This window comes from Paenibacillus aceti (assembly GCF_003614185.1).
In the GTDB taxonomy this organism is placed as follows: Bacteria; Bacillota; Bacilli; order Paenibacillales; family Paenibacillaceae; genus Fontibacillus; species Fontibacillus aceti.
Map to the genome: position 1 here is coordinate 5,151,722 of NZ_KZ987724.1, position 14,502 is coordinate 5,166,223.

Annotated in this window: 12 protein-coding genes, 1 rRNA gene, 1 riboswitch and 3 other annotated features; of the genes, 9 read left to right on the plus strand and 4 right to left on the minus strand. The window is 49.3% G+C overall.

Annotation, left to right across the window (positions count from 1 at the left end):
- Nucleotides 1-165: a sequence feature (23S ribosomal RNA rRNA prediction is too short), on the plus strand.
- Between the two features lie 61 nt (nt 166-226).
- Nucleotides 227-577, plus strand: a sequence feature (23S ribosomal RNA rRNA prediction is too short).
- 9 nt (nt 578-586) lie between these two features.
- Nucleotides 587-1,448 (plus strand) — a sequence feature (23S ribosomal RNA rRNA prediction is too short).
- 68 nt (nt 1,449-1,516) lie between these two features.
- The 5 genes from rrf to BFJ94_RS23075 all read left to right on the plus strand — a co-directional run bounded on the left by rrf (nt 1,517) and on the right by BFJ94_RS23075 (nt 6,914).
- Nucleotides 1,517-1,633, plus strand: a 5S ribosomal RNA gene (gene rrf, locus BFJ94_RS23055).
- Nucleotides 1,634-2,086: 453 nt separating this feature from the next.
- A riboswitch (purine riboswitch) is annotated at nt 2,087-2,199 on the plus strand.
- 75 nt (nt 2,200-2,274) lie between these two features.
- Nucleotides 2,275-3,237, plus strand: a complete 963-nt coding sequence (locus BFJ94_RS23060; protein WP_120464740.1) for an EamA family transporter — start codon at nt 2,275-2,277, stop codon at nt 3,235-3,237.
- Between the two features lie 103 nt (nt 3,238-3,340).
- Nucleotides 3,341-3,829, plus strand: a complete 489-nt coding sequence (locus tag BFJ94_RS23065; RefSeq protein WP_120464741.1) for a zinc ribbon domain-containing protein — start codon at nt 3,341-3,343, stop codon at nt 3,827-3,829.
- A gap of 197 nt (nt 3,830-4,026) precedes the next feature.
- Nucleotides 4,027-5,658, plus strand: a complete 1,632-nt coding sequence (locus BFJ94_RS23070; RefSeq protein ID WP_120464742.1) for a formate--tetrahydrofolate ligase — start codon at nt 4,027-4,029, stop codon at nt 5,656-5,658.
- Nucleotides 5,659-5,735: 77 nt separating this feature from the next.
- Complete coding sequence (locus BFJ94_RS23075) at nt 5,736-6,914, plus strand: GNAT family N-acetyltransferase (RefSeq protein ID WP_120464743.1); 1,179 nt, start codon at nt 5,736-5,738, stop codon at nt 6,912-6,914.
- A 546-nt stretch (nt 6,915-7,460) separates the two neighbouring features.
- On the opposite strand, the gene BFJ94_RS23080 is transcribed toward BFJ94_RS23075, so the two are convergent.
- Nucleotides 7,461-7,718: a GlsB/YeaQ/YmgE family stress response membrane protein gene (locus tag BFJ94_RS23080; protein WP_120464744.1), complete on the minus strand. Its 258-nt coding sequence runs from the start codon at nt 7,716-7,718 to the stop codon at nt 7,461-7,463.
- Nucleotides 7,719-7,832: 114 nt separating this feature from the next.
- A complete protein-coding gene (locus BFJ94_RS23085) occupies nt 7,833-8,642 on the minus strand; it encodes a CotH kinase family protein (RefSeq protein WP_229717052.1) in 810 nt (269 codons plus the stop codon).
- 102 nt (nt 8,643-8,744) lie between these two features.
- On the opposite strand from BFJ94_RS23085, the gene BFJ94_RS23090 reads away from it, so the two are divergent.
- Nucleotides 8,745-9,083 carry an antibiotic biosynthesis monooxygenase gene (locus tag BFJ94_RS23090; protein WP_120465379.1) on the plus strand — a complete coding sequence of 113 codons (339 nt, stop codon included), beginning with the start codon at nt 8,745-8,747 and terminating at the stop codon, nt 9,081-9,083.
- Nucleotides 9,084-9,217: 134 nt separating this feature from the next.
- Nucleotides 9,218-9,988 carry an exodeoxyribonuclease III gene (locus BFJ94_RS23095; RefSeq protein WP_120464746.1) on the plus strand — a complete coding sequence of 257 codons (771 nt, stop codon included), beginning with the start codon at nt 9,218-9,220 and terminating at the stop codon, nt 9,986-9,988.
- On the opposite strand, the gene BFJ94_RS23100 is transcribed toward BFJ94_RS23095, so the two are convergent.
- Nucleotides 9,981-11,108 (minus strand): VanZ family protein, encoded by a 1,128-nt coding sequence (locus tag BFJ94_RS23100; RefSeq protein WP_120464747.1) that lies wholly within the window; start codon nt 11,106-11,108, stop codon nt 9,981-9,983. The genes BFJ94_RS23095 and BFJ94_RS23100 overlap by 8 nt on opposite strands.
- 52 nt (nt 11,109-11,160) lie before the next feature.
- Complete coding sequence (locus BFJ94_RS23105; RefSeq protein WP_120464748.1) at nt 11,161-12,042, minus strand: LysR family transcriptional regulator; 882 nt, start codon at nt 12,040-12,042, stop codon at nt 11,161-11,163.
- 146 nt (nt 12,043-12,188) lie between these two features.
- On the opposite strand from BFJ94_RS23105, the gene BFJ94_RS23110 reads away from it, so the two are divergent.
- Both BFJ94_RS23110 and BFJ94_RS23115 read left to right on the plus strand, forming a co-directional pair.
- Nucleotides 12,189-13,403, plus strand: a complete 1,215-nt coding sequence (locus tag BFJ94_RS23110) for an MFS transporter (protein WP_120464749.1) — start codon at nt 12,189-12,191, stop codon at nt 13,401-13,403.
- An 80-nt stretch (nt 13,404-13,483) separates the two neighbouring features.
- Nucleotides 13,484-14,401, plus strand: a complete 918-nt coding sequence (locus BFJ94_RS23115; RefSeq protein ID WP_120464750.1) for a carbohydrate deacetylase — start codon at nt 13,484-13,486, stop codon at nt 14,399-14,401.
- The last annotated feature ends 101 nt before the right edge of the window (nt 14,402-14,502 follow it).

Consider the following 14,502-nt stretch of genomic DNA (forward strand, 5'->3'; position numbering starts at 1 on the left):
ATGGGGTGACGCAGGAGGGTAGTGACGCGAGCTGATGGATGCTCGTCCAAGCAGTGAGGCTGATGTGTAGGCAAATCCGCACATCGATAAGGCTGGGCTGTGATGGGGAGGGAAAATTTACAGTACCGAAGGTCATGATCTCACACTGCCAAGAAAAGCCTCTAGCCAGGTGAAGGTGCCCGTACCGCAAACCGACACAGGTAGGCGAGAAGAGAATTCTAAGGCGCGCGGAAGAACTCTCGTTAAGGAACTCGGCAAAATGACCCCGTAACTTCGGGAGAAGGGGTGCCCCGGTAGTGTGAATAGCACGAGGGGGCCGCAGTGAAAAGGCCCAAGCGACTGTTTAGCAAAAACACAGGTCTGTGCGAAGCCGCAAGGCGAAGTATACGGGCTGACGCCTGCCCGGTGCTGGAAGGTTAAGGGGAGTGGTTAGGGGTAACCCGAAGCTATGAACCGAAGCCCCAGTAAACGGCGGCCGTAACTATAACGGTCCTAAGGTAGCGAAATTCCTTGTCAGGTAAATTCTGACCCGCACGAATGGCGTAACGACTTGGGCGCTGTCTCAACGAGAGATCCGGTGAAATTTTAATACCTGTGAAGATGCAGGTTACCCGCGACAAGACGGAAAGACCCCATGGAGCTTTACTGCAGCTTGATATTGGACTTTGATACGATTTGTACAGGATAGGTGGGAGCCTAGGAAGCCGGAGCGCCAGCTTCGGTGGAGGCGCCGTTGGGATACCACCCTGATCGTGTCGGAGTTCTAACCTAGTACCGTGACCCGGTACGGGGACAGTGTCAGGCGGGCAGTTTGACTGGGGCGGTCGCCTCCTAAAGAGTAACGGAGGCGCCCCAAGGTTCCCTCAGAATGGTTGGAAATCATTCGCAGAGTGCAAAGGCAAAAGGGAGCTTGACTGCGAGACTGACAAGTCGAGCAGGGACGAAAGTCGGGCTTAGTGATCCGGTGGTACCGCATGGAAGGGCCATCGCTCAACGGATAAAAGCTACCCTGGGGATAACAGGCTTATCTCCCCCAAGAGTCCACATCGACGGGGAGGTTTGGCACCTCGATGTCGGCTCATCGCATCCTGGGGCTGAAGTAGGTCCCAAGGGTTGGGCTGTTCGCCCATTAAAGCGGTACGCGAGCTGGGTTCAGAACGTCGTGAGACAGTTCGGTCCCTATCTGTCGTGGGCGTAGGAAATTTGAGAGGAGCTGTCCTTAGTACGAGAGGACCGGGATGGACGCACCGCTGGTGCACCAGTTGTTCCGCCAGGAGCATAGCTGGGTAGCTAAGTGCGGAAGGGATAAGCGCTGAAAGCATCTAAGCGTGAAGCCCCCCTCAAGATGAGATTTCCCAATTTAGTAAGACCCCTTGAAGACGACGAGGTTGATAGGCCTGAGGTGGAAGTGCAGCAATGTATGGAGCTGACAGGTACTAATCGGTCGAGGGCTTATCCAAAATATCTAAATGCAAATGTAGTTTCGTATCCAGTTTTCAAGGATTAACCTTGAACGTTTGGTGGCGATAGCGGAGGGGTTCCACACGTACCCATCCCGAACACGACCGTTAAGCCCTCTAGCGCCGATGGTACTTGGACCGAAGGGTCCTGGGAGAGTAGGAAGCTGCCAAGCGACAAGAACCACTGCCGATAATCCGGTGGTGGTTTTTTTATCCCCTGTGGATAAGTGATGAAATTATGATTGCCTCTGTGTTATCCTCAAATTGTACACAGTTGTTCACATTTTCCTCTGTATATTCTCGATATGCACAGATTACATAGCACAATATACCCTTTTAGCATGAACTATGCACAGCCTTATACACATATTCAGTTGATATATCGATATTATATACTTCTGTCCACATAATTTTAGTGAGTCTGATCTTACTGAAAAATTGTTATCCACAGGTCGAAATTGTGGGTATCCTGGTATTTTACTGCCATTAAGTTGTATCACAGTAATAATAAGCAAGCCAATTGCTGAAGCTGGAATAGATATAAATTACATCGGAATAATGAAGAATAAGGCATTGACAGTCTCTCCCATGTCATGTATCATGTTCTGTGGTAATCAATATGCATCCGAACGAACAGCATACTTTTTCGTATAACCTTGCAGAGAGCTTTATTAGAGAACGGGCGAGGGTTTCTACAGGAAGCCGTAACTTCCTAACTACGAGGATAAGAATGGTATTATTCATTCCTATCAGGTGGTTAGGATTTTTTGCGTTTCTGGAATTATATATAGCTACAAGGGGGAGCATTGGGGAAATGAAATTAAAGTATTTATTAGCCGTTTTAATTGGTGCAAGCAGCTATGGGATCTTATCCACCTTCGTTGTACTTGCATATGGGCACGGATATCAGCTCGGTGAAGTGGTAGGTACGCAACTGCTGACAGGCTGTATTTTATCATGGCTATTAGCTATGTATACGAAGTTGAGGGAGAAACGGAAGCAAGGAACGAATAGTGGTGGCCGGACAGCAAATTTGACTGATTCTACAGCCAAGTCTGCGAAGAAGCTGACCTGGAAGCAAAGATTGATGCTAATGTTAGTCGGAACACCTACTGCAATTACCGGCTTGCTCTATTATTATTCGCTTCAATATATCCCGGCATCGCTGGCGATTGTGCTACTATTTCAATTTACCTGGATCAGTGTATTGATTCAAGCGATCAGCAAGCGCGAGCGTCCGAATGGAGTGATGCTGTTCACACTCGTATTGCTGTTTGGAGGTACATTGCTGGCAGCGGGGCTGATGGAGCAAGGGGGAGCTCAGTTTTCTGCGATCGGGGTAACATTTGGATTGTTGGCGGCTGTAAGCTATTCATTATTTGTTCTATTTAGTGGTAAGGCATTGCCATCCGTAAACCCGGCTTATCGCAGTGCCTGGATGATTACGGGCGGACTGGTGCTTGTATTTATTTTATTCCCGCCGCATTTCTTGTTTAACGGTTTACTGTGGAGCAATTTATTGTTGTTTGGCTTTCTGCTGGGGCTGTTCGGAGCGTTCATTCCTCCCGTTCTCTACGCGATTGGAGTCCCTCATGTGGGCGAGGGAATGACCGGAATTCTTGGAGCGGCGGAGCTCCCCGTGGCGGTAATGATGTCCTCTATCGTTCTTCACGAGCATGTTACTGCGCTGCAATGGATCGGGGTTGTCATTGTTCTGCTTGGGGTCATGTTCCCAGAACTCTATAAGAGAAGTAAGAGAAGATTAGTTACTAATTAACCCTGTATCATAAAATAAAAAAATCGACAAACTTCTTTGTTATTTTCAGGTATTATTATGAATAGTATAATGAACTGATATTAACTCGAAAGTAGGGATTGATATGGGGATCTTTGATAAATTGAAGGATGGAGCTACTAAAGCTGCTGATTTAGCGAAGGATTCAATGGAAATTGCCAAGATTAACTCGCAAATTTCAAACAAGCGTAAGGAAATCGAGAAGAGCTATCTATTAATCGGTAAGGAAGTATACAAGGCTTATACCAACAAAGAAATGGATGCGCTTGAAGCATTAGTACAAGAGCAAAGTGATCTGATCCGCGGCTTGGAAGAAGAAGTGGAGCAACTTGAATTTAAAATCAGACAAATCAAGGATGAGAAGGAATGTGTATGCGGAAGAGTGGTACCGATGGATACCAAATTCTGTCCGTCCTGCGGCCACAAATTTGAGGAGCTGCCAGCCATTATCGAGGTCGCTGAGGAGCCGTCGGATGAGACGCTTGTGGTCTTGAAACATTGCAGCTCTTGCGATGCCATTGTGAATGAGAACGATCAGTTCTGCGATAAGTGCGGAAATCCGCTCGCTCCGTAAGGAGGGCTTGGCGAGAGAACGCCTATGGGACTAGATTCATATTAGCAAACAGGTTGAAAACCGTCGTATAGATGGTTGTCGGCCTGTTTTTTGTTGATTGTTCTTTTTTGCACATATTAAATTTGTTGTTTCGTGTACAATATGACGGTATGGTTTTAGATTTTGCATATTGAAGCTGATGGGGGTTGCCTGAGGAAATGAAGCCTATTGTAGACATTGCCAAGTCGTTTGGAATTGATGAGCAGTATATTGAACTGTACGGGAAGTATAAGTGCAAAATAAACTTGAAAATCAGAGAGGACTTGCAGGATCGGCCTAATGGTAAGCTGGTGCTCGTCACAGCGATGAATCCTACGCCCGCTGGGGAAGGGAAGACGCTAACAACGATCGGTCTCTCGCAAGCTCTTAATTTGATAGGGATTCCGACCATCGCTGCGCTTAGGGAGCCATCTCTCGGCCCTTGCTTCGGTATGAAGGGCGGAGCTACAGGCAGCGGCAAGGCGGAGATTCTGCCCGCGGAGGATATTAATCTGCATTTTACGGGAGATATTCATGCGATCACTGCAGCTCATAATTTGCTGTCGGCGATGATTGAGAATCATATATATCATGGCAATGCATTGCAGATCGATACGCAGCGTATCGTGTGGAAGCATGCGATGGATATGAATGACCGCAGCCTGCGTAAGATTGTGTGTGGTATTGGAGACGGGAACGGAAGTGTACATGAGTCCGGCTTCATGATCACAACAGCTTCTGAAATCATGGCTGTGCTGTGCTTAAGTGAGGATCTGCACGACCTCAGACAGCGCCTAGGGAAGATTATCGTCGCTTACAATATGTCTGGAGAAGCAGTGACAGCAGAGCAAATCGGAGCGGTGGATTCAATGACCGTACTACTGAAGGATGCCATTATGCCTAATATGGTGCAGACGGCGGAGGGGACCCCGGTGTTCGTTCATGGCGGACCTTTTGCGAATATTGCCCATGGCTGCAGCAGTGTCATCGGTACGAAGACAGCGTTGAAGCTGGCGGATGTAGTAGTGACGGAGGCAGGCTTCGGCGCAGATTTGGGGGCCGAGAAATTCTTCGATATCAAATGCCGTCAATCCGGGCTGACTCCGGCCGCAGCGGTGCTGGTAGTTACGGTGAAGGCGTTGAAATATAACGGCGGCGTAGCTAAAAACGAGCTGGACGGATCTAACCTGGCTGCACTGCAAGCGGGATTGGGGAATATGGAGCGGCATATTGAGAATATTCGTAAGTTCGGCGTACCTGTCATGGTAGTTATCAACCACTTCGCGAATGATCACGAAGAGGAGTTGGAGCTGCTTATCGAGCATTGCCGCCAGCTCGGCGTGAGTGCCGCTGTGTCCAATGTATGGGCCGAAGGCGGTGCAGGGGGCAGACAGATGGCGGAAATGCTGCGAGATATCCTGGAGCATGGACATAGCAGCTTCGCTCCTCTATATACGCTGGACAGTAGTCTTATGGAGAAAATAGAGACGATCGTGCATCAAATATACCATGGTGCGGGAGTTCAGATGACCCCATCAGCGCGTAGGAAGCTGGAGCAGATCGAGGGTCTTGGGTTCGGCGGTATGCCGGTATGCATGGCGAAGACGCCATACTCTTTCTCCGATCAGCCGAAGCTGCTCGGCGCGCCGGAGGATTTTACCGTTCAGATCAAAGATGTTACATTGTCAGCCGGAGCCGGCTTTGTCGTCGTTCATACCGGAAATATCGTGACGATGCCCGGACTGCCGAAGGTTCCCGCAGCTGAGCGAATTTATCTGGATGAGACAGGGAAAGTTAACGGATTAATCTAAAAAAGAGTGGAACTATATGGATTTCCAAGTTACGATGTTAAATATGAGACAAACGTAACAAGAAATGAGGGAATCTAATGGAGATCAGACAACTGGTTGCCGAAGAGTTTGAGGTCAGCGCGGATTTGGGAGAATATGCATTTCAATATAAATTGTCTCCTGTTGAGCGGGCCGAACGAAGAACACATTTCAGGCCGGAGCAGGCATGGGGAGCGTTCGAGGATGGACAACTCCAGGCTCGTCTGCTGCTATTGCCGCTGCAAATTTATATTCAAGGCAAGCCCTTCGATATGGGAGGAATTGCCGGCGTGGCCTCCTGGCCAGAGAAGCGCCGTAGCGGTCTGGTACGGCATTTATTCAATCAGGTGTTAAGCGTCATGAAGGAGCAGGGTCAGACGATATCCTGCCTCAATCCGTTCTCGTTCGCCTACTACCGTAAATTCGGCTGGGAGCAAATGACCGAGCTACGGAAATATACGATTCCAGTAAATCAATTTCCAGCGCGCAAGAGCTTCAAGGGCAGAGTAAGCAGGGATACCAAGGACATCGCGCTGTTGGATGAAATATACCGCCCTTATGCTCAGCGCTATAACGGAATGCTGCTCCGTGACCATGAGTGGTGGGAGAGAAGGGTATTGGATGCAGACTCCCATGATGTCGTATATTACTCGGAGGAAGGTACTCCGCAGGGATACGCGATATATAAGGTTGCGAATCGTGAGCTAACGATCGAAGAATTTATCTATCATAATGAGGTGGCACGGGAGGCCTTATGGACCTACTATGCCAATCATGATTCCATGGTTGAACAAGCGGTCGTGGAGTGCATCCCCTTGGATGATTTCTTCCCGTTCATGCTCGATAATCCTCGCTTCAAGCAGGAGATTAACCCATATTTCATGGCTCGGATCGTCGATGCCGCTGCATTTATTAGTGAATATACCTTTCAGGCGTTTGAGGCAGAGACAAAGCTGATGCTGCGGATCGAGGATACTTCGGCCGCGTGGAATGACGGAGTCTGGGAGTTATCGATTTCGCCTGATGGAAGCGGACGGCTGGACAAGCTTGCTGGGAGCCTGGCTGAAGCTGAGCTAGATCTCGCATTTGATATCCGTACCTTGACGACGATGCTCATGGGGTACAGACGTCCGCTAGAGATGTACCGTTGTGGTCGATTAGTAGGGCAGGAGGCAGTCGTGAATACCCTGGAGCGTCTGATTCCGGTTGGTACGGTCTATTTAACCGACTCTTTCTGATTAGATCAATATCGGAACAGCTAGCTGCAAAGTGTTAGCGCGATCTTCACGCGTGCGAATCATCGGCGTTCAAGCTCGAAGCCTGCAAAAATGCAGGTTTTATCGTTCAATATCCCTAGTTCTGAAGAAAAGCCTGCAAATGTGCAGGCTTTTCTTCAGTTTTGATTGGAATCCGCCCGATTCAGAGGAAAAAACTGCATTATCGCAGGAATTTTCCAAATCAGGGCGATATATCTCGGAATTCCTGCATATTTGCAGGCTTTTGAGTTACTGGATCATGGTCGAGCCTCAACCGATCAGACTGTCGATATCCTAACGAAACTGGAGAGCGTTATATACTCAAAAATAAGCCCAGTTCGAATCTAACGAAACTCCATATCGCTATTTTGGAGAAATCAGGCTTCAAGCGCACTTATGTAAACCAATAACGTTACCTAGTTTCGTCACAAATTTCAGAGGCCCATTTTGGTGCGAATAGCGATACCACGTTTCGTTAGAACAAAAAAGGACCGCCGCAGACGGCAATCCTTTTTTGGAACTGTTCGATTAGGATTTACTCCTGCGCATGGAGCGCAAAATCATGCTTACGATAAGGACAAGCACGATGGCCCCGATCAGGGCAGGGACGAAATAGAAGCCTCCGATCACCGGGCCCCAGTTTCCTAACAGGAAGCTGCCCAACCAAGCCCCGATAAATCCGGCAATAATATTGCCGATTACCCCACCAGGGACATCTCTACCTAGAATTAATCCGGCCAGCCAGCCGAGTACACCACCGATAATTAATGACCATAAAAACCCCATTGCTAACACCTCTGCTTTTTAGTTGGTTTGTCGTTTACTATTTACCAAAAAGGGGTGTTTTAAACATGTTTTTTGAAAAAGGTGCCAATTTGGAAATCATATGCCCAGGCTGGCTTAGCGCCTTCGACGAAAGCGGGCTACGAATAAGCAAGCGAGCACAAGAATAACCAGTGAACCGGCAGCCGTGATCGCTTCTTCCATACTTCCCTCAGTCTGCCCTGTTCCTTGACCGAGCCCGCCCCATGCTCCGCGATCTCCGCCGAAGCCACCAGGGAAGCCGCCCTCGATTCCGGCTTGTCCCCGTTCTCCATTCCACGCCGGAAGGTCCGCCGGAACGTTTGTCTCATCTGGCTGAGCTTGGCCGGCTTGACTCTGCTGCCCATTATCAGCACCTTGCTGAGGCTCGGCATTTGTGGTTTGCTGTGCAGGACTGCCATCCGTACCTTGTTTCTGCGCATCTTGCTTGTTAGGCACTTCTGATGGGGTTGGGTCGGTGTCTACATCCCCGTTCGGTGTGATTGGCTGGGCTTGCTCACCCTGAACATTATCATCGCCCTGGCCCATGGTGGGTCTGCCACCGCCCATGCCGCCTCTGCCTCCCATGCCACCGCCCATACCTCCGCCGCTGCCGGAACCGTCACCTGAAGAAGGAATCGTGCCGTCCAGCTGCTGCGTTATATTCTCGACTTGGGAGGAGTTGCTGTTAATCAACTGGGGCAAAGCTTGTTCATACTGCTCATAGGTGTAGAACGCAGTCGGATCTGCTTTTACATATGGACTGATCATCTCGGACAATTGATTAATCCGCGCCGTGAAGGTATCGCTGGCAAGATAGCCTTCGGTCGCTTCCTTCAGAATTTCGTGGTACTCCTCCTTGTACTTATCGACGGCGAGCAGCTTGGCGATCAGTGGCCGTTCCGCCACCGCTCCCTCAATAAAGATCTATTGACAATGATAATTATTATCAATTACTATGGAGATAGTGTTAAATTATTTATTATTGATGATGATGCGGAGGTACTGCCATTGTTTATTATGACGAGAACGATGCTTGTCGAAAAGGGAAACAGTGATAAAATTGTCGAGCGCTTCAGCCAACCAGGTCCGATGGATGAGATGGAAGGTCTGATCGATATCAGTGTCATGGTGAATAGGAAGAGTAAGGAAGAGGAAGAAGTGGTGGCGATCATCCGCTGGGAATCCGAGGAGGCCTGGAAGAATTGGGAGAAGAGTCCTGCCCATATTGAAGGCCATCGCCAGAAGAGAGGCCAGCAGCCACCGTCCTATATCATCAGTACATCTGTGAATCTGTATCATGCTGAAGTGGTGAAGAAAGGCAAGGCATTTGCCGCGAACAACCTCTAATGAGTATATGAATTTACAATAGTGACAGTGCCGTATCCGAGCAATTAGGGGGCACTGTTTTTTGTTGTGCTTCTGCACACGGCGAATTCTATGATAAGATTAGAATATCTTAAATTTAAAGCAGGGAGAGCGTCATGAAATTAGTATCTTGGAATGTGAACGGGCTTAGAGCCTGTGTGAATAAAGGCTTTTATGATTATTTCAAAGAGGTCGATGCAGACATCTTCTGCGTTCAGGAGACCAAGCTGCAGGAAGGGCAAATTGAACTGGAGCTCGGTGAGGAGTATGAGCAATATTGGAATTACGCGGAGAAGAAGGGGTATTCCGGTACAGCTATTTTTACAAAAATAAAGCCACTTTCGGTCTGGTACGGTCTGGAGGAGAATGATGAGCCAGAGGGTCGCATGATCACGTTGGAGTTCGACAGCTTCTATCTAGTAAATGTATATTCCCCGAATGCCAAACGGGATTTAACCCGGTTGGAGTATCGGCTGGAATGGGAGGATCGCTTCCGCAGCTATTTGCTGGAATTGGACCGCCAGAAGCCTGTGATTGTATGCGGGGATATGAATGTGGCGCATCAGGAGATCGATCTGAAGAATCCGAAGTCAAATCTCGGCAACTCCGGCTTTACGCTGGAAGAACGGGGAAGGATGACGGAACTGCTTGGATCGGGATTTGTTGATTCCTTTCGGCATTTCTATCCCGATCGCGAGCAGGTTTATAGCTGGTGGTCCTACATGCCCAAGGTTAGAGAACGGAATGTGGGCTGGCGGATCGATTATTTCCTGACCTCGGCCAGATTGGCTCCGTCTCTGATCGATGCTGAAATCGATTGTCATATTATGGGCAGTGACCATTGTCCTGTGAAGCTGTATATGACAGATCCCGTTACCGCTAAGTAAGCGGAGCTTGCTCCTCCTGAGCCTCCTCAGGCTTCCAGGCGACTACATGCTTGGTTCTGCTGATCTTCTCATAGAAGAGCTGAGGCTTCTTGCGTATCACACTGACAAAGATGTGAATGAAGAAGGCGACGTCCATCGCAAAGATGAACAAGGTAACTAATACAGTGATAATCGGATGAAGATAGTCATTCAATAGCGGAATGGTCTGGTGTAGACCGAAGATTCCCCAGTATAGAATGCCATAGCGTACGATGAGGGACAGCAAGGATACCCTCTGTTTCGGTCCGGTTCGCGTGAGCCGGATGCGTACGATCCATTTGCCGAAGGTATAACCGCCAGTCAGATATGGGAGTAGCATGAAATAGATTCCCGATGACAGCAGAAAAGAGAGCGACAAATCAAGCATCTGATCCAGCATGATCTGCAGTATGGACCATATCCAGAAGTCGATAATATAGGCGATGAACCTTCTTAAATAGGTTACACGCTTGCTCGATGGGTCTACATCGGCATCCAGCCGTTCCACATTAGGGAGCAGGCTTGAGGTCCAGTCAGCAAGCAGGGCCCCCAAGATTCCGCCCAGCGTGTTCATCAAGAGATCATCCACGTCAAACACACGGTAAGGATGACTGTAAATGCCGTATAAACCCGTTAACTGCGTCTGCTCGAAGAACAGAGAGAGCAGGAACGAGAACATAATGCAGCGCAGCCAGCCTTGCCGATAATAATAACGCAGCATCATGCCGAAGGGCATAGTCAGGAAGACATTGAACACGACCTGAAGGAAAGCCCGCTCCTTGAACAAATGCAGGTAAGAAGAAGGATTGGTGATGACGATGGAGGTCTCCTTCATAATGTCGCGCAGGAAATTCAGAGGCATGAGCTGCAGTCCGCCAGAGGCCATGGCCGGGTTATCCCTGGTCGCAGGAAGCGGCAGAATCACGAGAAAATAAGCGTTCAATAAATAAAGCAAGAACAAATATAGCAGAAACGATCTGAACTTATTGATATAGCCGTATTTGCGGTATTGCACAATCAGAAACGGCATTGTGAATAAGAAGGCTACAAAAGGAAAAGAGAAAAAAGCGTATTTGATTGGAAATAAGTATGATTGAAGCATAGCTGCACCTGCCAATTATGATTTAGATTATTTTATATTGTACCACTTCTATTTATACAGGCTTAGCTGATTGGATCACAAATTTCCTGAATTGCTCTGCCGCCGGGGAGAGAAATCTGCCTTCCGCCGCAGCGATGCCGATTTCCCGGTAACAGTTCGGGTTTCTGACAGAGATCCAGGCGAGCCCGTTCTCGTCGATGCCTTCCGTTTTGGGGAGGATCGCGATACCCAGTCCGGCACAGACCAGTCCAGCGATCGTATGAATCTCCTCTCCTTCGAACAGAATGCGCGGGGAGATGCCTGCTTGCTGCAGTAGCTCATCGGTAATATGGCGCAGTCCATAGCCATCCTTGAACGAGATAAGCATCTCGTCCTGTAGTTCCTCAAGGGCTACGGAGGTTGATCCGGCCAGTCGGTGATGGACAGGAACCGCGAGATACAGCTTCTCGGTCCATAGCTTCGTCCATTCGATACTTAGGGAGGTGTCCTGCGGTGAGGACATACATAAATCTATTTCACCCGAGTCAAGCCGTTCCAGCAAGCTCAGGTTGCTATTCTGATGAAGCTGAAAGCGGACATGCGGGTAGATGTCGCGGAATCTGCCGATCAGATCCGGAATCCAGCGGACGCCAAGGGTATGCAGGAAACCCAGCGATATCTCGCCGCGTTCAGGATCGAGCAGCTGTTCAAGTTCGCGCCGCCCGGCCTGGTACTCCTCCAATATTCGATCCACCCGGGCGAGGAATAGCTTGCCGTACTGGTTCAGGACGATGGTCCGCCCTTTCCGTTCAAATAGGGGTACATTCAATTCATCCTCGAGTCTGGCAATGGATCTGCTAAGAGCAGGCTGAGTAATATTTAAAGCTCTGGCTGCGGAGGTCATATGCTGAATTCGTGCTACAGTCTGAAAGTATTCTAGTTGCTGCCACTCCATGAATCATTCTCCCTCTATCTCTGCTTATTACATCCAATATATAAGAGTGTTACTAATAATGCATTATACTATAGTATTGACCCGTCCTATACTTACTATGTGACCAATAAATAAACATAGATAAGAATTGGATTGGAGAGAGAGAAATGAATACGATAGAAGTGGGGAGTTCTGAGCATCGGAGAACTTCTATTAGCATGCTGCTCGGCAGTATTGTTACGTTTGCGGTGCTGTATAGTCCGCAGCCGTTAATCAGTCTGTTCTCGAAGCAATATCATATTTCCCCGGCGACGGCGGGCGCTTCGGTGTCTTTGGCCACGATCGGACTGGCGATTGGTCTGGTCATTGTATCGGCTGTATCTGATCGTGTGGATCGGAAGCTATTAATGAGCCTGTCGCTGCTTACTACCTCGTTATTGGCAATTTTATCTGCGTTTACCGAGCAGTTTTCATTGTTTCTTGTGATCCGTTTTCTGGAGGGAATCAGTATCGCTGGCTTCCCATCGATCGCGATGGCCTTTCTGAATGAAGAGTTCCACCCCAGCGCAATGGGGCGGGTCATCGGGATTTATGTGGCTGGTACGTCGATCGGCGGTTTTTTTGGCCGTATTGTGATCGGAGCGTTGACCGACCTGTTCAACTGGCAGATCGCCCTGATGATGCTGGGGGCGTTAAGCCTGTTGTTCAGCCTATACTTCTGGCGCAACCTGCCAGCTTCCCGTAATTTTACACCCGGAAAGACAAGCCTGCATCAATGGGAGGCGGGCCTTAAACATAACTTCACGCAGCGGAAATTACTCGGGTTATTCCTGACGGCCTTTCTGCTGATGGGCGTCTATATTATGATCTTGAATTATATCGGTTATCCGCTTACGAGCAAGCCCTATAATTTGAGTCAGACGGTATTCGGCTTTCTGTTCGTCGTCAACCTGTTAGGCACTTGCAGCTCGGTCTGGTTCGGCAAGCTGGCTGACCGTCATCCACGGCAATATGTTATCGCGCTGGCGATAGGTATTCTGCTGCTCGGGGTACTGCTGACATTAAGCACGGTATTATTCCTGAAAATACTCGGTGTCGCTCTCGTAGCCTTCGGGTTCTTCGCGGCCCATTCCGTAGCCAGCGGCTGGGTCGGGATCGTAGCCGGCCGTAAGTATAAGGCGCAGGCTTCAGCGCTGTACCTGTTATTTTACTATGGCGGATCAAGTCTGGTTGGCTGGTCTGGCGGCTTGTTCTTTCATCAGTTTGGTTGGAACGGTATGATCGCTTATGCGGGTGTACTGCTTGTCCTCGCTATACTAGTCTCGCGGCTGGCAGCCAGTTCCCCGCGTACACAATATGCACATGGGAGCAGCGTTCATTAAATCTGAGCATTTGTCCCTTTCATTAGGAGTTCATCCCGCATCTATTAATACATCAGGGAATTCTGGAAGAGGGATGTTAGATGGAACGACAAGTGATTATAAATGCAGATGATTTCGGCTTGTCCCCAGCCGTGAATCGCGGGATTATTGAAGCATTTCAGGCCGGCGGTATTACCAGCACCTCCTTAATGGTTAATATGCCGGGCTTTGAGGAGGCGGTGCAGCTGGCATTCAGCCAGCCTGCGTTGAGCGTCGGTCTGCATTTCAATCTGACCTATGGGCGGCCAGTCTCGAATCCGGCCAGCATCCCCTCGCTAGTGAGGTCGGATGGAAGCTTTCACAGCGACCCTCTCGCCCCGGCACGGGATTCGCGGGATGTGCATCGGGAGCTTACAGCCCAATGGGAGCGCTTCGTGAGGACGGGGCTGCGTCCAACGCATCTGGACTCCCATCATTTGCTGCATCAGCAGCATCCGGAAATATACAAGGTAATGGCGCGCAAGGCCTACAAGGAGGGAGTCCCGTTGCGCAGATCGCAAATACAGCATGCGATCAGCGGAGTTCCGGCTGTCAAAATGACGGATGCCATCCTGCTTGACTCTTATGGTGGTGATGAGGGAAGACAGCGTCTCGGGCAGCATTTGCTATCGGTTCAGGAAGGAATTACCGAGATCGTCTGCCATCCGGGTCATGTAGATGAGACCTTGCGGGAAATATCCCGGTGGGTGGATATTCGGGAGCAGGAGCTTGCTCTGTTTGCCAGCCCTGAGGTGGCGAATACGCTCGCTGCGATAGGACTCGTCCCGGTGAGTTACCGAGCCTTGCAAAAGGTCAGGACGAGGACGTCGATCCGTTCTCGCTCTCGTCTTCGTTCTGGTAAAGGGCTGCGAAGACCCGTTTACTATGCTGCACCTCAGCGTCCTGCGGCAAAAGGGCGGAGGTTGAGGAAAGCAAAAAGGAATGGCGTTTCAATGAATCGGTCCCACAGGGCCAGATAGATAGAAGGATAACCTCTCGATGTGAGCAGGTTATCCTTCTTTTTCTACGGGAAAGTGCCTTGATGCAGAATTTTCTCTATAATAATAGATAATTGTGAGGA